This is a genomic window from Plebeiibacterium marinum, assembly GCF_026013615.1.
GTDB classification, from domain to species: Bacteria; Bacteroidota; Bacteroidia; order Bacteroidales; family Marinilabiliaceae; genus Saccharicrinis; species Saccharicrinis marinus_A.
Window position 1 is genome coordinate 116,606 of the sequence record NZ_JAPDPI010000008.1, and the last position, 17,652, is coordinate 134,257.

At 38.2% G+C, this 17,652-nt stretch carries 16 protein-coding genes; 4 read left to right on the forward strand and 12 right to left on the reverse strand.

The window, feature by feature from the left end:
* Window positions 1-120: 120 nt before the first annotated feature.
* The 4 genes from scpA to OM074_RS06045 all read right to left on the reverse strand — a co-directional run bounded on the left by scpA (window position 121) and on the right by OM074_RS06045 (window position 5,522).
* A complete protein-coding gene (gene scpA / locus OM074_RS06030) occupies window positions 121-2,277 on the reverse strand; it encodes a methylmalonyl-CoA mutase (protein WP_301198463.1) in 2,157 nt (718 codons plus the stop codon).
* A gap of 71 nt (window positions 2,278-2,348) precedes the next feature.
* A complete protein-coding gene (locus tag OM074_RS06035; RefSeq protein WP_301198464.1) occupies window positions 2,349-2,696 on the reverse strand; it encodes a four helix bundle protein in 348 nt (115 codons plus the stop codon).
* Between the two features lie 47 nt (window positions 2,697-2,743).
* Window positions 2,744-4,609 carry a methylmalonyl-CoA mutase small subunit gene (gene mutA / locus OM074_RS06040; RefSeq protein ID WP_301198465.1) on the reverse strand — a complete coding sequence of 622 codons (1,866 nt, stop codon included), beginning with the start codon at window positions 4,607-4,609 and terminating at the stop codon, window positions 2,744-2,746.
* A gap of 469 nt (window positions 4,610-5,078) precedes the next feature.
* Window positions 5,079-5,522 (reverse strand): DMT family transporter, encoded by a 444-nt coding sequence (locus OM074_RS06045; protein WP_301198467.1) that lies wholly within the window; start codon window positions 5,520-5,522, stop codon window positions 5,079-5,081.
* Between the two features lie 211 nt (window positions 5,523-5,733).
* On the opposite strand from OM074_RS06045, the gene OM074_RS06050 reads away from it, so the two are divergent.
* From OM074_RS06050 to OM074_RS06065, 4 genes are all read left to right on the forward strand, one after another.
* Entirely contained in the window at window positions 5,734-6,411 is a 678-nt protein-coding gene (locus OM074_RS06050) for a hypothetical protein (protein WP_301198468.1), read from the forward strand.
* A 197-nt stretch (window positions 6,412-6,608) separates the two neighbouring features.
* Window positions 6,609-7,478 (forward strand): UDP-2,3-diacylglucosamine diphosphatase, encoded by an 870-nt coding sequence (locus tag OM074_RS06055; protein WP_301198470.1) that lies wholly within the window; start codon window positions 6,609-6,611, stop codon window positions 7,476-7,478.
* Window positions 7,479-7,698: 220 nt separating this feature from the next.
* Complete coding sequence (locus tag OM074_RS06060; RefSeq protein ID WP_301198471.1) at window positions 7,699-8,712, forward strand: glycosyltransferase family protein; 1,014 nt, start codon at window positions 7,699-7,701, stop codon at window positions 8,710-8,712.
* 15 nt (window positions 8,713-8,727) lie between these two features.
* A complete protein-coding gene (locus OM074_RS06065) occupies window positions 8,728-8,877 on the forward strand; it encodes a hypothetical protein (RefSeq protein ID WP_301198472.1) in 150 nt (49 codons plus the stop codon).
* Window positions 8,878-8,883: 6 nt separating this feature from the next.
* Here OM074_RS06065 and arsC read toward each other — a convergent pair whose 3' ends face one another.
* The 8 genes from arsC to cmk form a co-directional block, all read right to left on the reverse strand.
* Window positions 8,884-9,228 carry an arsenate reductase (glutaredoxin) gene (gene arsC, locus OM074_RS06070; protein WP_301198473.1) on the reverse strand — a complete coding sequence of 115 codons (345 nt, stop codon included), beginning with the start codon at window positions 9,226-9,228 and terminating at the stop codon, window positions 8,884-8,886.
* A gap of 30 nt (window positions 9,229-9,258) precedes the next feature.
* Window positions 9,259-10,357 (reverse strand): peptide chain release factor 2 gene (gene prfB, locus OM074_RS06075; RefSeq protein ID WP_301198475.1). Its coding sequence is split into 2 segments (ribosomal slippage): window positions 9,259-10,293 and window positions 10,295-10,357, totalling 1,098 coding nucleotides; the frame shifts between segments, so codons are not numbered across the junction.
* Between the two features lie 41 nt (window positions 10,358-10,398).
* A complete protein-coding gene (locus OM074_RS06080) occupies window positions 10,399-11,859 on the reverse strand; it encodes a serine protease (RefSeq protein WP_301198476.1) in 1,461 nt (486 codons plus the stop codon).
* 203 nt (window positions 11,860-12,062) lie between these two features.
* Window positions 12,063-13,085, reverse strand: coding sequence for a rod shape-determining protein (locus OM074_RS06085; protein ID WP_301198477.1), 1,023 nt, complete (start codon window positions 13,083-13,085; stop codon window positions 12,063-12,065).
* Between the two features lie 14 nt (window positions 13,086-13,099).
* The gene (gene purH / locus OM074_RS06090; protein ID WP_301198478.1) at window positions 13,100-14,689 is read right to left on the reverse strand and encodes a bifunctional phosphoribosylaminoimidazolecarboxamide formyltransferase/IMP cyclohydrolase; all 1,590 of its coding nucleotides are present in this window, start codon (window positions 14,687-14,689) and stop codon (window positions 13,100-13,102) included.
* A gap of 298 nt (window positions 14,690-14,987) precedes the next feature.
* Window positions 14,988-15,971 (reverse strand): 6-phosphofructokinase, encoded by a 984-nt coding sequence (pfkA, locus tag OM074_RS06095; protein WP_301198480.1) that lies wholly within the window; start codon window positions 15,969-15,971, stop codon window positions 14,988-14,990.
* Window positions 15,972-15,973: 2 nt separating this feature from the next.
* Window positions 15,974-16,855, reverse strand: a complete 882-nt coding sequence (locus OM074_RS06100; protein ID WP_301198481.1) for a 4-hydroxy-3-methylbut-2-enyl diphosphate reductase — start codon at window positions 16,853-16,855, stop codon at window positions 15,974-15,976.
* A gap of 67 nt (window positions 16,856-16,922) precedes the next feature.
* Complete coding sequence (gene cmk, locus OM074_RS06105) at window positions 16,923-17,627, reverse strand: (d)CMP kinase (RefSeq protein WP_301198482.1); 705 nt, start codon at window positions 17,625-17,627, stop codon at window positions 16,923-16,925.
* Window positions 17,628-17,652 lie beyond the last annotated feature (25 nt).

Sequence of the window (17,652 nt, forward strand, 5' to 3'; positions counted from 1 at the left end):
TCCGAAATTTCGAAGAGGCTTTACTTATTTTTAACTCAGAGTTCTAATTGAATTTAAAACCCTGAGTTATTTTATTGAGTTACAAAATCGACTTTTAACTTTCGACTATGTACTTTTAACTTATTCTGCGGCTTCTAATAATAAGCTTAGGATGTCAGTAGCTGCTTTAGATACAGATGTACCAGGACCAAAGATAGCAACAGCACCAGCTTCGTATAAGAAATCGTAGTCTTGTGCAGGGATTACACCACCACAGATAACCATGATATCTTCGCGACCTAACTTTTTAAGTTCTTCAATAATTTGAGGAACTAAAGTTTTATGGCCGGCAGCCAATGAAGAAACACCCACTACGTGAACATCATTTTCAACAGCTTGTTTTGCCGCTTCAGCAGGAGTTTGGAACAATGGACCCATATCCACGTCGAAACCTATATCTGCGTATCCTGTTGCAACAACTTTTGCTCCACGGTCGTGACCGTCTTGTCCCATTTTTGCAATCATAATACGAGGTTGGCGACCTTCCTTCTCTGCAAAATCTTTTGCTAAAGCAGTTGCTTTTTCGAATTCAGGATCTTTTCCTGCTTCGCTTGAGTAAACTCCACTAATTGAACGAATCACAGCTTTATATCTTCCAACAATTTTTTCACATGCATCAGAAATCTCACCAAGAGAAGCGTTTTTCTTAGCAGCATCTACTGCCAATTCAAGTAAGTTACCTTCACCTGTTTCAACAGCTTTAGTGATAGCAGCAAGAGCAGCCTGGCACTCTTCCTCGTTACGCTCTGCTTTAAGTTTATTTAAGCGCTCAATTTGCGAAAGACGTACAGCTGAGTTATCGATATCCAAAATGTCGATTGGATCTTCTTTTTCCAAACGGTATTTGTTGGTACCCACGATAGTTTGTGAACCTGAATCGATTTTAGCTTGTGCACGGGCAGCCGCTTCTTCGATACGCATTTTAGGTACACCACTTTCGATAGCTTTAGCCATACCGCCAAGCTCTTCAACTTCCTCGATAAGAGCCCAAGCTTTTTCTACCAATTCGTTAGTCAATGACTCAACGTAGTAAGAACCGGCCCAAGGGTCAACAGATTTACAGATTTGTGTTTCATCCTGAATGTAAATCTGGGTATTACGTGCAATACGAGCAGAGAAATCGGTTGGTAATGCAATCGCCTCATCCAATGCGTTAGTGTGTAACGACTGGGTATGACCTAATGCAGAAGCCATAGCCTCAATACAAGTACGACCAACGTTGTTGAATGGATCTTGCTCCGTTAGCGACCATCCTGAAGTTTGGGAGTGCGTACGTAATGCCAATGATTTTGGGTTTTTAGGATTGAATTGTTTAACAATCTTAGCCCAAAGCATACGACCTGCACGCATCTTAGCAATCTCCATGAAGTGGTTTGTTCCAATTGCCCAGAAGAAAGACAAACGAGGAGCAAATGAATCGATATCCATACCAGCGTTAACACCGGCGCGTAAGTACTCTAAACCATCAGCTAAAGTATAAGCCAACTCGATATCTGCAGTTGCACCAGCTTCTTGCATGTGGTAACCTGAGATAGAGATTGAGTTAAACTTAGGCATGTTTTTAGAAGTGTACTCAAAGATATCAGCGATAACTTTCATAGAGAATTTAGGTGGGTAGATATAAGTGTTACGCACCATGAACTCTTTCAAGATATCATTTTGAATAGTACCTGATAATTGATCAAGAGTAGCTCCTTGCTCTAAACCTGCAACAATGTAAAACGCCAATACAGGAAGTACAGCTCCGTTCATTGTCATAGATACCGACATTTTATCCAATGGAATACCATCAAAAAGAATACGCATATCTTTGATAGAATCGATAGCCACACCTGCTTTACCTACATCACCAACCACACGCTCGTGATCTGAATCGTAACCACGGTGAGTAGCCAGGTCAAATGCTACAGAAAGACCTTTTTGTCCTGCAGCAAGGTTTCTTTTATAAAATGCATTTGATTCCTCTGCAGTAGAGAAACCTGCATACTGACGAATAGTCCATGGACGCATTGCATACATCACAGAGTATGGTCCGCGTAGGTATGGAGGTAAACCTGCAGCGTAGTTCAGGTGCTCCATTCCTTCTAAATCGTCTTTTGAGTATACACTCTTAACAGGGATCTGCTCTGGAGTTACCCAGTCTTTTGTAATCCCATTTGCTTTCTCCCACTCTGAGGCATTAACCTCACCAGTAGAAGACTTTTTGAAATCTATATTTTTAAAATCTGGTCTTGCCATTTTTTCTATTTATTAAGAAAAAGTATCAAGTATCAAGTATCAAGTATCAAGACTTGAAACTCGATATTATATCAATACTTAGACTTTAATGAATATAACATTCTTTGTATTTCCTTAATCTGAGGTTCTGTTTCGTTTAAAACATTCTCAGAGATATATTCTAAATCAACACACAATAATAGCTGAGTTTCTAATTCAAAACTAGATCCATAAGCTATATCAAGAAATCGGCCAAAATCTTTATCAGTTCCTCTACCTGCACCTTCTGCAATATTAGATGGAATAGAAACGACTGCTCGTCTCATTTGGCTGATCAGTCCAAAAGATTCTTCTTTAGGAAAGATGTTAGTAATCTGGTAAATAGTTTTTACTAACATTCTTGATTTTTGCCAAACTTTTAATTCTTTAAAATTATGCATCTTGCAAATAAAAGTCTTGATACTTGTGTCTTGATACTTGTGTCTTATTAAAGTCCTAGCTCCTTACTAAACCCTTGAAGTGTTTCAAGAACGTTAGAACGAACGTTGATGAAGTTTGTGATACCTTTAGCTTTTAACTCATCTGCACAAGCTGGTGCTCCGGCAACCACAAAAATAGCTTCACCGTTGATTGCCTTGTAAGCAGCTGGAGCAGCTTCAGTGTACTCGTCGTCTGAAGAACAAAGTACGATGATATCAGCACCGGCAGCTTTAGCAGCTTCAACACCTTCTTCAACAGTAGCAAAACCATTGTTGTCGATTACCTGGTAACCGGCACAAGCAAAGAAGTTACATGAGAATTGAGAACGAGCTAAACGCATAGCTAAGTTTCCGTAAGTAAGCATAAATACTTTAGGAGCTTTAGGAGCTTTTTCAGTAGCTAAACGTAATGTTTCAAACTCTTCAGCACCACGGAATGCAACGATTGGTTCAACAATAGTTTCACCTGAACAACAAGATGTTCCACATGAAGTTTCTTTAGTGATGGCGTCAGCAACTTTTTCGGTGAAGTTAGGGAACTGGTTGGTTCCAAGTAGGTTTTCACGACGAGTTGCAATAGCTTTTTTACGCTTGTCTGCAGTTTCTTTAACAGTGGCCTGAACAAAACCTTCTTTCAATGCAGCTAAATATCCACCTTTATCTTCAGTAGTTACAAAAAGATCCCAGGCTTGTTGTGCTATACTGTTTGTTAGGTTTTCAATATAGTATGAACCAGCAGAAGGGTCAGTTACTTTATCAAAGTGTGATTCTTCTTTTAATAATAATTGCTGATTACGGGCAATTCTTTCAGAGAATGCTTCAGATTTTTTGTAAATAGAATCAAACGGCTGAACAGTTAATGAATCAGCTCCACCAATTGTAGCAGACATAGCTTCTGTTTGAGTACGAAGCATGTTTACATATGGATCAAAAACAGTTTTGTTCCACTGGGAAGTTTCACAGTGAATAGCCATTTTTGAAGCGTCTTCTGTAGCAGGGTTGTATGATTTTACGATAGTTGCCCATAACATACGAGCAGCACGTAACTTAGCAATTTCCATAAAGTAGTTACCACCAACCGCAAAGTTAAACTTCATTGCAGAGGCTGCATCATCAACAGAAACTCCTTTTTCAGTTAATTGAGCCAGGTATTCGTTACCCATAGAAAGCGCAAATGCCAATTCCTGAACAATTGAAGAACCTGCATTGTTGAAAAGGCGTCCGTTAACACTGATGGTTCTTAAACCTGCAACAGCGTTTCCTGCTTCGATAATTGCCTTAGCCCGGTCAACTAATTCTTCAACCGGATAACATGATTTACCAGTTTTTGTTAAACAACCAATTGGGTCGCAATTAACAGAAGCTTTAACTTTTGCTAAGTCGTAGTTGTTTTTCTTTAAGTAAGCAACAAAAGCTTCAGTAAGCTCTTTGCTTCCTTTCTGAGCTGCAAAGTTTACCTCAACAGCATCAAGTACGATGTCTTTTAAAAGAGTTTCAAGTGCAGTTTCGTAGTTGTCAACTGCTGCACAAAAACAAAATCCTAATGAAGTAACTCCTTTGGATAATACATCAATAGCTTTTTCGTTTGCTGCTTTTGCATCATCAGCACAAATGTCTTGACGAACAAACCAGTCGTTGTCTTTTTTAGTTCCCCTGATATAAGGGAATTCGCCAGGAAGACTATCAAGGTATTTTACACTATCAAGATCTTCTGAACGATAAAAAGGACGAACATTGAAACCTTCATTTGTTCTCCAAACCAGCTTTTTCTCAAAGTCGGCTCCTTTTAAATCCGCCGTGATTTTTTCCATCCACTGCTCAGTGGTAATTCCAGGAAATTCACTTAATAACGGCTTTTTAGTTTTATCTGCCATAATATAACTATAATAACTGTTTGTTTTTTCAGACCGCAAAATTAAGCCTTTTCGATAAATTAAAGAATAAAAATGGCTGTTTTATACCTGTTATGTAGCATGATTATCAGCGGGGTAACTATGATTGAAGAATTATTTCTTTAATATTTCGGATGTAATGATGTGATTGATAGAAAGATGTGGGAATAGTTTGTGGGTTAAGTTTTGTTTTAATGATTGGTTAGATTATGAGGAGAAGATTAAACAAAAGATAATAATCGTACTTTTTGAATGCGGATTAATTATTTGAGAAACAATTTAATGTAAAATTTGTCAAGCTATTTTATGGAATAACAAGTAATATTGTGAGATTTTAAATTCTCTAACAAATAAAAATGTCTCTTGAGTCTTTAAAAATGTGTTTGCAACACATATAAGCCATTCTGGAAGAGCCAAAACCTACTCCTTGTCAGGCATAAACGGTTCTTGCTTAATATTTCTGAATAAAAAATATTCCGCCAAGCAATAACAAAATACCAAATATTCTGCCTGCACTAATTTGGTGTATGGAAATCCCGAAAAATCCATAATGGTCAATAATTGAAGCTGCAATCAGCTGTCCGGCAATGGAGGCTGCCAAAACAGTAGTAACACCAATTTTAGGAATAAAGAAAATAACAGAAGAAACAAAAATAGCGCCCATCATACCACCAATAAAAAGGTACCAGGGTGCTGTCTTTAAATGTCCCCAATCAGGAATTTGAGTTTTGAACAAAAAATTGAGACCAATTAAGGCAATTGTACCAACAAAAAAATTTACAAAGGCTCCCTGCAGAGGATGTTTTAAAAAAGTAGTTAACTGTGTATTGATACTGCCTTGTATTGCGAGTAGGCAGCCAATAAAAAGTACAATCAGTGTGTAAATTAGTTTCATTGCGTGATATTTTAATGCGAAGTTAAAATGTTTTGCGAATTTGAACTAATAAAATAAGCTAAGTGTGTTTAACGTTTTAGTTGTCTATAAAATAAGTAACTGCAATGTGATACTGTGAATTTAGGGATAATTTAACAAAGCATTAAGGCATGGGTAAAAATGGAGCAGTTAAATTGAAATATTTTTGTGTTTGATTTTATAATGGGATATTATGGGTTTAGCAGGATATTTAGAGAATAGGGAAATGTTGCAGGGTAAGCGGCTTGAAACATTTACTTTGTCTGGTCAAAATAATAATTTTACAGATACACATTCCGATAGTTTTTATTTGTCTGGTTACGAAGCCATTTTTTTACGCAAAACTCAGCATTTGGCTATAAAAACAGTTGTATCATCAACTATTTCATTCGAAGATGACCTTCTTGTAGTAGGGTCAAAGGAATCTTTAGGTGAATTGGAGGTTATCTGTAAAGATTTAAGCATAAATTATTTTGCTTTGGAAACTAGTGGAAGTGAAGAGGATGCTTTAAAGGTAGAGTTGATGCTTAGTGCGCACAAGCGTATTTCGAATGTGTTGTATACTTTTAATGACACCGAAAATTTTAAATCCATTGAAAAACTGATACAGGTATGTCAGGATGCCAAGGTCGATTTTACGGTGAATGTTTTGTCTTCTGATATTGATGTTATCAAAGAAGGTATGATGGCTCATGTTTCATATTTGGTGTTTCCCAATAAGTTAAGCAAAGAAAAATCATTGATTATAGCCAACAGATCCAGTCTGGTAAAAACCGAGGGTGTATCCGCCAGCTTTGAATATGATCTGCATTCGAAATGGCAGCGTGGACTGGATAAACGAAAGTCAGGGATTTTGCCCATGATGGCGTAAAATCAGCCTAAAAATATAGGGAGGTGATTGGAACGGGTTTCAATCACCTTTTTTTTGTGATTTTGATTGAGGAGTAGTGATTATTAGGTTTTTACATTAAGTTAACCTAATTGGAAATATTTACGATTTCTTCTTCTTTAGTTCACGAAAAGTTTTTGTTTGCTCTATAGTTTTACTCCAATAATTGTTGGAGTAAAATGACTAAAAAAGAGAAGAAGAAACCCCGGAATCTGGAAGCAGTTGTTGTTTCAGACACCCATCTTGGCACACGAAGCTGCAAGTCAAAGGAATTGTTGACTTACCTGAAGTCAGTGCAGCCCAAACATTTATTGCTTAATGGTGATATCATCGATATCTGGCAATTTTCAAAATCATACTTTCCAAAAATACAGTTAAAGGTTGTTCGTCAGATAATTAAAATGATGGAGCAAGGAACCAAAGTGCATTACATTGTGGGTAACCATGATGAAGCTTTGCGTCGCTTTGTAGGATTGTCGGTAGGGAATTTGTCTATTGTAAACAAGGTTGTTCTGGATATTAATGGTGCCAAAAGCTGGGTTTTCCATGGTGATGCATTCGATGTTGTGATGCAACACTCTAAATGGCTTGCCAAGCTTGGTGCAACAGGTTATGCCTTGCTTACTGCCCTTAATAAAATGGTCAATAGCCTGTTGGCGTTGTTTGGGCAAAAAAGAATTTCCCTTTCTCGTGATATAAAACGGATGGTTAAAACAAAACGTACGGATATTGCTACCCGTTTTGAAAAAACTGTGGCCGGGTTGGCTATTAAAAAGAGATACAAATATGCTATTTGCGGACATATACATTGGCCTGCAAAAAAAATTATTCATAACTCAAATGGAAAAGTTATGTACCTCAATTCTGGCGATTGGGTTGAAAACATGACCGCTCTTGAATTTGAAAATAATGACTGGCACCTGGTATATTTTAACTCACATGATAATGAACTGAATGAAGAAGAGGAAGATATTGAGAATGTTGACCAATTACTGGGATCTGATAAAGTTCTGTTTAAGTCCATGTTTAGGGATGTATTAAGCGATTAGTTTCTACCTGATTTATAGTCTCTGCAAGAATAGTTTATTGTTTTACAAATACAGGAGAGGCATTGTCAGCTATTTCGTCGAATACATTTGAAGGTAAAAATTATAATGAGATGAAACGAGCTATGAAAAAGTTTTCTCAAACAGGAGAATGACTAAAGTGGCGAGTTCCCTGTCTGCCGACAGGCAGGCATGTGACCTTTATAAAGCAAATTTTTGACACATGAAAATATTATATGCAATCCAAGGTACCGGCAATGGCCATGTGGCAAGAGCCTTAGATGTGATTCCAATATTAAAAAAAATTGGGAAAGTAGATTTGGTTTTAAGTGGAAACCAAAGCGATATTCAATTGCCCTGGGAAGTAAAGTATCGTTTGCATGGGGCAAGTTTCATCTTTGGGAAACAGGGAGGCGTGGATTTTTGGAAAACAATAAAGAATATCAGCTTTTCTAATTTTTTTTATGAAATGCTTAAGGTTCCTGTGCGGGATTATGATTTGGTGATTAATGATTTTGAACCAGTGGTTGCCTGGTCGTGCAAGTTAAAATTAAAACAATGTATTGGTATTTCGCATCAGAGTGCTGTGTTGCATAAAAATGCCCCAAAGCCCAAAGTTCAAAGCTTGATCGGAAAGCTTATTTTAAAGTATTATGCACCTACAAATAAAAACTATGGATTTCATTTTAAAACTCTGGGAGATGGATTTTTTACTCCTGTAATCCGTAAAGATATCAGAGCGGTGATGCCTACAGAAAATAACCATTTTACAGTTTATTTACCATCGTATTCAGATGAGACCATTGTTGGGTTTCTTAAAGATTATGGTGAAGTGAACTGGGAAGTGTTTTCGAAACATAATAAGAAACCCTTTGTTTTTAAAAATGTTAAAGTGCAGCCTGTTGATAAAACAGGGTTCGTCAGTAGCATGGTTTCATCAAAGGGTGTGTTGTGCAATGCTGGTTTTGAAACCCCTGCTGAAGCATTGTTTCTTAAAAAGAAGCTGTGTGTGTTACCTATGAAGGGGCAGTATGAACAACAATGCAATGCAGAGATGTTGCGTTCGATGGGGGTGCCGGTTTTTGACACTTTGCAGAGTGTGGATAAAGAGCAGTTTAAGCAATGGTTGGATAATGATGAAACTGTAAATGTGGATTATGCAGATGATACAGATTGGATTATCTCAACCATAGTTAGAGCCCACAGTGGGCATGTGAAGGAACCGGTTTTTGCTTAAACTTATTATTTTAATATGAAAGAAATTACGGCTGATAGCCTTGAAGAGGCAGGTTTACTCTCAATTAAAAATGGAGCTGTCCAAAAATTATTGTTTAAGTACCTTAAATTTCCTGGGACGCAAGTAGGTGATTCGGAGTGCGGCAAAAAGTCGCGCCCCGAATAGTATCCTTTACAATACCTCATCTATCTTTTCAGCCGGCCTTCCAATCACTGCCTTGTCGCCATTGATCACAATTGGTCTTTCAATTAGTTTCGGATTTTCAGCCATGGCATGAATTAATTCTTCGTCAGAAAAATCTTTTCCTTTAATTTCTTTTTTATAGTAATCTTCGTTCTTCCTCATTAATTCATCTGGTTTTATGCCCAGCTTTTTTAGTAGCTGACTGATTTCGGATGCATTAAGTGGGGTGTCCAAATATTTAACAATCATTGGCGTAATGCCTTTTTGCTCTTTAAGATATTCCAGTCCCTGTCTGCTTTTTGAACAACGAGGGTTATGTAAATACATGATCATGATATATGTTTTTGTGGTTTTGATGATCTTTTAATTGTTCTCAGTTCCTCCAAACTCCATAAGATAGGCCTTGATAAATGCATCCAGGTCTCCATCCATTACAGCTTGTACATTTGAGGTTTCTGTATTTGTTCTAAGGTCTTTAACCATTTTGTAGGGTTGAAATACATAGGATCGGATTTGTGAACCCCACTCAATCTTTTTCTTATTGCTTTCAACCTTGTTTTGCTCTTCCATGCGTTTGCGTAATTCCATCTCGTACAGTTGCGACTTTAACAGGCGCATGGCATTTTCTTTGTTGCCAAGCTGAGAGCGTGATTCTGTGTTTTCAATAATGATTCCTGTAGGGGCATGTCGTAACCGAACACCTGTTTCTACCTTGTTCACATTTTGTCCGCCAGCTCCTCCTGAGCGGAATGTATCCCAGGTAATGTCAGACGGGTTGATCTCAATTTCTATGGAATCATCAATTAATGGAGTAACAAATACTGAGGTAAAGGATGTCATGCGTTTGTTAGCTGCATTAAAAGGGGAAAGGCGAACCAGGCGGTGCACTCCGTTTTCACTTTTTAAATAGCCATAGGCAAAGTCTCCTTCAAACTGCAATGTAACGGTTTTTATACCGGCATCGTCACCAGGTTGGTAGTTGACTTCTTTAACTTTGTATTTGTGTTGTTCACCCCACCGGATGTACATACGCATCAACATTTCTGCCCAGTCCTGACTTTCTGTTCCTCCGGCACCTGCATTTATTTTTAGCACTGCGCCCATTTTGTCTTCCTCCCTGCGGAGCATATTTCTGAGTTCAAGTGCTTCGGTTTTTTCCACAGCAATGGTAAACTGTTCGTCAATGTCTTCTTGGGATGCTTCTCCATCTTTCATAAAATCAAAAAGAACATTGATGTCTTCTATAAGAGTTTCGATTTCCTCATAGTCATTTACCCAAGCCTTGAGTTCACGAAGGTTTTTCATGTGAACCTCTGCTTTTTTTGCATCTTCCCAAAAATCGGGGGCCTGAGACCGCATTTCTTCTTCTTCAATTTCTATCTTTTTGCGGTCGATGTCAAAGATACCTCCTTAACGCCAACTGGCGTCCCGCTAAATCTTTTAGCTGTTCAATAGTAGTCATGAATAATAGTTTTTTGGCAAATTTAGTTTTTTTAGTTGGATTTACTTCCCAATGTTTTTTGTTGTCACCTTGCTACAATACCGACTTATGTATTTAATGGATTTAAAATGGCCTAATTGTCCTGCCTTTTCCCAATCGCTGCATGATTTGTTTTTCATGCCCAGGTTAAAATATGCGAGTCCCCTATTGAACAGGGCATGGGTGTCATTGGGATCTATATCAAGGGCTCTGTCAAAATCGGAAATGGCATCCATGTAGTTTTCGGTCAGTATTTTTAAGGTGCCCCTTATGGAGTAGGCACCTGGTAAAAACTTGTCGAGGCTAATGGCTTTTTCAATATCTTCCATTGCCAGGCTGTCATTGTTTAGATATTGTTGTAATAATCTGCTTCTTTCATAATACCCTTTGGCGTATAGCGGGCTGCATTCAATTGATTTGTTGTAACATTTTAATGCAGTTTCTATATCTTTTCGGAGTTCCACTGCTAAAAGTCCAAAGTCGGTAAGCGCCGGAGCATAGCTGTCGTATTTTTCAATTGAGGATACATATTTATAAAATGCTTCCTGTCTTTTATGTTGTTTCAGCAGGTTTCTCCCATCAAAGTAATCAACTAAAAATTCATTCGGGGAAAGGGACCTTGCTTTTTTGAAATCATCCCTCATTCCAACATAATTTTCATATTGACGCCTGGATTCGCCTCTTAAAATATAGGCCTCGGCATTGTTGGGGCTTTGCCGTATCGCCAGACTGAAATTTTTGGCGGCTTCAATCCATTCTTCATTTAAAAAATGTATGATCCCTTTATGCATATAGGTTGTTAAGTCTGAAGAATGGTAGTTATATAATGATTTTTGCCATTCATTGTATGGGTGGTCTGTCCACAATGTGTCGTTTAGGGTATGGGTGCTAATGTAGTAATGGATGCCTGATTTTCTTGAAAATCCTGCAATGCCTACCAGTTCTCCCTGATTGTTGATTACAGGTGATCCTTCACTCATCCTGTCAAAATTTGAATCGATAAAAACCACTCTGTCCAGAAACGGGGCCTGAAAAATCTTTGATATTTTCCCCAATGAAACGCCATCCTCTGTTTCGTTAGGATGAGATATGATCAGTACTTCATTTTGGTTTCGTTCTGTATTTTGCGAAGGAACAATGTAATTAAATCCCTTTTTTCTGTAGTCGTATGCTTTGAACATTGCCAGGTTGGCTATTTTGTGAGTGGATAATACTCTGTCAACCCCATAAGTTCGTCCATTTCTTAGGGTAATATTTATGGAGTCAGCTTTTAGGAAAACTTTACTTGGGGCAAGTCCAATGCCGTCAGGGCTGATAAAAAAACCGGAAGTGGTGTAATTTAGAATCCCGTCTTTAGTATACGAAGAAATTGAGAAGACTGCTTTTTCGTATTTGTTGATTTTATCCAGTACGTTTTGTGCTGAGATATTAAAACAAAAAAGCAATGTAACAATAATAAGAGCGAGCTTGCAAAGTTTTCTCATGTTTGAAGTTCTAGACCCTGCCAAAAATAGGAAAAAATGAAATACTTCTGAAAGGGTTAATGGAATCAATTATAGGATAGATCAAAAGTAGATGTATGGGGTGGGGATGCCTGTGTTATTTTGGTGTTGCATTTTTTTTGAAGTAGGAAAGGGAATAAAAAAACGGCCAGAAATTTCTGACCGTTTTTAGTATGATAATGTTGTTATCTCTTTAAGAATGAGAATCTGTGTCTGTTTTTCAAGGCAATGCCAGTTCCTCTTGCAACCGCATGGAGTGGGTTTTCTGCAATGTGGAATGGAATATTGATCTTGTCAGTAAGTCTCTTGTCTAGGCCTCTTAATAAAGCACCACCTCCTGCTAAATAAATTCCATTGTTAACAATGTCGGCATAAAGTTCCGGAGGAGTTTGCTCAAGGGCACTCAGGATGGCCGTCTCAATTTTAGAGATCGACTTTTCTAAGCAGTGCGAAATTTCCTGGTACGATACAGGTACCTCAATTGGAAGCGCTGTCATCTGATTTGGTCCCTGTACAATATAATCAGTAGGAGGTTCTTCCAATTCAGGGAGAGCTGATCCTACGTGGATTTTTATTTCTTCTGCAGTTCTTTCGCCAACTTTAATGTTGTGCTGGCGGCGCATATATTCCATGATGTCTGCCGTTAAATCATCTCCGGCAATACGGATTGATTTATTGGTAACAATACCACCCAATGAAATTACTGCAATCTCAGTGGTTCCTCCACCTATGTCAACAACCATGTTCCCTTGAGGGGCTTCAACATCTAATCCAATACCAAGAGCTGCTGCCATTGGTTCATAAATCATATATACTTCCCTTCCTCCTGCGTGTTCTGAGGAGTCGCGAACTGCCCTTATCTCAACTTCCGTACTTCCGGATGGAATACATACCACCATGGTTAACGATGGACTGAAAAGTCGCGAGTTGGTGTTGATCATCTTAATCATGCCCCTGATCATTTGTTCAGCAGCATTAAAGTCAGCAATCACACCATCACGTAAGGGGCGGATAGTATAAATGTTGTCATGGGTTTTACCATGCATTTGTCTTGCCTTTTCACCAATAGCCATAAGCTTATCGGTCCTGCGGTCTAATGCAACTATAGATGGTTCGTCAACTACAATTTTATCATTATGTATGATGATTGTGTTTGCCGTACCAAGGTCAATTGCTATATCCTGAGATAGAAATGAAAAAAATCCCATAAGGTTCAGGTGTTTTAGTGTTTAAAATGACGTTTTCCTGTAAATAGCATAGCTATTCCAAATTCGTTACATGCTTCAATAACTTCCTCGTCACGAATGCTGCCGCCTGGTTCAACAATGTATTTCACATTGTACTCGTTGGCAGCTTCAATGCTGTCGCGGAATGGGAAAAATGCATCTGAGATGACTACAGAGCTTTCTATGTTAACACCTTCTTTCATATCGAAGCGAGGCATTGTTAAATGGCGTAAACTATCCAGTCTGTTTGGTTGCCCCATTCCTGCTCCTGTTAACCAGAATGAACCATCCTCGTTTTCGGTTACAATGGCAATGGCGTTACTCTTAAGGTGCTTGCAAGCTGTGATACCAAACTTGGCTAATTCCATTTTTGTAGCATCAAACTCAAGCTTTGTTACGTTTTTAAAATCAGTATCAACACCTTCGTCCTCATCCTGAACTAAAATACCTCCACTCACTGATCGGATCAGCTTTTCGCCAGTGATTTCGTTTTTGATTGGGGTTTCAAGTAAGCGTAGGTTCTTTTTCTTTCCAAAGATCTCTAATGCTTCAGGAGTAAATTCAGGGGCAATAATGATTTCAACAAAACGCTTGGCAAACCATTCAGCAATTTCGCCTGTTACAGTCCCTGTAAAAGCAATGATACCTCCAAAGGCACTGATCGGGTCGCCTGCCCAGGCTAGCTCCAGTGACTTCATGATGTCGTTTGTTACAGCCAATCCGCATGGGTTTAGGTGTTTAACAACAGCAACGGCTTGTTTGTTTTCAATGTGGGTAACCGAATGGTAAGCATCACTTGTTGCCTTCCATGCAGCATCTGCATCAAGCATATTATTGTATGAAAGTGCTTTTCCCTGCAATACTTTAGCATTGGCTAAAGAAGCACCTTCTTTAATGTTGTTGTATTTGTAAACGGTTGCTTTTTGATGAGGGTTTTCTCCGTAACGAAGAACTTCACCGTTGTTTAAGCTGATGCGCTCCATGTCTTCAACATCAGGATTAAAATAATTGAAGATAGCAGAGTCGTAATGCGATGAAACTCCAAAAGCGGCAGCAGCAAATACTTTTCTTTCGTCAATGGTTGTCACTCCATCATATTCAACAAGAATTTTTAATAAATCTTTGTATTGATCTTGTGATGGAACGATAACAACATCTTTATAATTTTTAGCAGCTGCCCTGATTAAAGAGATGCCACCAATATCTATCTTTTCAATAATGTCTTGCTCAGAAGCCCCAGAAGCAACTGTGGCCTCAAAAGGATATAAATCAACAATAACAAGGTCCAGTTCCGGAATTTCGAATTCATCAAGTTGCTCTTTGTCTGAAGTATTATCCCTTCTTGAAAGGATTCCGCCAAATACCTTTGGGTGAAGAGTTTTAACCCTTCCTCCTAAAATTGAAGGATAACCTGTAATATCTTCAACTGCGGTAACTTTGATGCCAAGGTCTTCTATAAAGGTTTTAGTTCCTCCGGTACTGTATAATTGAACGCCTTGCTTATCTAAAGTTTTAATTATTTCATCTAATCCATCTTTGTGGAATACCGAAATAAGTGCAGATTTAATTTTTTTTGAGCTACTCATTTTATCTTAATTATGCAATGTAAATTAAATGATTAAATCGCCATTTATTTGCACCCAAAAGGAAATAATACCAGGTTTCACCGTTTTGATAGTGAAAAATTTATGCAAAAAATGCCGACTTGGCGCAAAATTAAGAAAATAAGCACATTTATCAAGGTGGTGAGTAATTTAATTCGTGGTTTATATTCGAAATTTTATATTGGTAGTGTGTTAATTTATAAGGTAGTTGTTAATGCATAAAAAAAGCTGCCCGAAGTTGGGACAGCTTTTGTATTGTATGTATAAATCCTTACTCTGATTATATCGATAGGATTTCTGTTAGTTCCAGTAGTGACGGATTTAGCTTCTTTTTATTTTTTAGTGCCTGGTTAAAAGGAACGTGTACAACCTCTTTATTTACCAGACCAACCATTATGCTCTTCTGATCATCAATCAAGGCCTCTACTGCAGAAACGCCAAGCCTGCTTGCTGTAACCCTGTCGAAAGCAGATGGGGTGCCTCCTCGTTGTATGTGTCCCAGGATGGTAACGCGGGTATCGTATTCAGGATATTCCTTCGAAACCCTTTCTGCAACCTGGATGGCTCCTCCGCTGATTTTTTCGCCTTCAGCAACTAAAACAATACTGCTGCTTTTATCTTTTCTCATCCCTTGTTCAAGGAATTTATTTAACTGTTTGAAATCAGTGTCAATTTCTGGTACCATTACCGCTTCAGCACCTGAGGCAATTCCGCTTCTTAGTGCCAGGAATCCGGCATCGCGGCCCATAACCTCAATAAAGAACAGGCGGCTGTGGGCACTGGCTGTATCCCTGATTTTATCTACGGCATCAACTACAGTGTTCAATGCAGTATCGTATCCAATAGTGTAATCGGTTCCATACAAGTCGTTGTCTATAGTTCCGGGAACCCCAACGATTGGAATATTATGTTCTTGTCCAAAAAGCCTTGCTCCGGTAAAAGTTCCGTCTCCACCAATTACAACAAGGGCATCAATACCATGCTTTTTTACATTCTCAAATGCTTTTACCCTTCCTTCAACTGTTCTGAACTCCTGGCTTCGGGCAGATTTTAATATGGTTCCACCCTGATGGATAATGTTACTTACCGACTTTGAATTCATTGGCTTAATTTTGTCTGTAATTAAACCATGGTATCCTTGCTTGATACCCACAACCTGTAGTTTGTGATATACGGCAGCACGAACCACTGCGCGTATGGCAGCATTCATGCCTGGTGCATCACCTCCCGATGTTAATACACCAATTTTTTTGATTTGTCCCATATTTATTTGTCTTTCGTTATTTCTTTTATTTCCTCCGCAATTTGTTGCATTAACCAGGGGGGTGTGGATGTTGCTCCGCAGATCCCTATTGATTTAGGAAGCATTTTAAACCAATCTGAATTCAACTGTTCTTTGTTACTTACAAAATATGATTGCTTGTTGGTTTTAAGGCATTGTTTAAAAAGCATCTGGGCATTGCTGCTTTTCTCTCCTCCCACAAAAATGATCAACTCGTGCTTTTGCGCAAAAGCTGTAATTTTTGGTAACCGGTTGGCAACCTGTCTGCATATTGTATCAAACGATTTAAATTCGGTCCCTTCACTTATGTTTTCATTCAGATAGGTGGCTATCTGTTTAAATTCGTCAACGCTTTTGGTTGTTTGGGCATATAAGTGAGTGGGCTTGTTTAAATCAATTTTTGATACTTCATCCATCGATTCAATAATAAAAGCTTCATTGTTGGTTTGCCCCGCCAAACCTATTACCTCAGCATGGCCTTTCTTGCCATAAATGAGCACTTGTCCGTTAATGGGTTTTAAATACTTCCAGGAGCTTTTAATCCTGCTTTGGAGCTTTAAAACTACCGGACATGTGGCATCAATTATAGTAAGACCTCTGGATTTGGCCTGCTGATATGTTTGAGGGGGTTCCCCATGGGCACGTATAAATATTTTGTTGCTTTTAATGTTGTCAATTTCATTTTTGCTAATCGATATCATGCCTTTGTTTTGTAAGCGCTGCATTTCCATGTTGTTATGAACTATATCGCCTAGGCAATATAAAATGCCATTATCCTGAAGTTCGTTTTCAACAGTTTCTATTGCCTTTACAACTCCAAAACAAAATCCTGATGAAGGATCGATTTCGATGACCAAAGATGACACTTTTATCTATAATTTTTATTAGTGACTTTGTTATATAAATCTTATTTAAAGATATTTAACAACTGACTTAGTTTATGAGGTTTCTTTTTTTAAGTTCCTGCACAATAAAGTTAAGCTGTTCTTCTTTTCCAATACGTCCATTGTCTAAAACAACGGCATCATCAGCTTTCATTAACGGACTTTCTTCTCGTGTTTCATCAATGTGGTCGCGTTTTTTTACGTTTTCCAACACTTCTTCAAAGCTGATGTTCTCATTTTTTTCCTGAAACTCTTTAAATCTTCTTTCTGCTCTGATTTCGGGTGAGGCGGTCATAAATAATTTTAAATCAGCCTGCGGAAAAACCACAGTCCCGATGTCTCTTCCATCCATCACAATGCTTTCGGTTTCTCCCATTTTTTGCTGGAGCTCCACCATCTTTTTTCGAACAAAACCAATGGCACTGATACTACTTACATGGTTGCTTACTTCAAGGCTCCTGATTTCTTTTTCAACCAGTTTCCCATTTAAGTATGTTTCGTTTGTCTTGCTTTCAGCATCAAATTTAAAGCTGATGGTAATGTTTTGTAACGCAGATTTTAATCCTTTCTGATCAATATTGTCTCCAGATATTAACCCGTTGTTCAGGGCATAAAGAGTAACACATCTGTACATTGCCCCGGAGTCAATAAAAATAATATTTAAGAGTTTTGCCAGATCTTTTGCCACCGTACTTTTGCCGCACGATGAATAACCATCAATAGCAATAACCAGCTTTGAGTTCTTTATCGTCATTGTTGAATTTTTGAGCTGGTAAAAA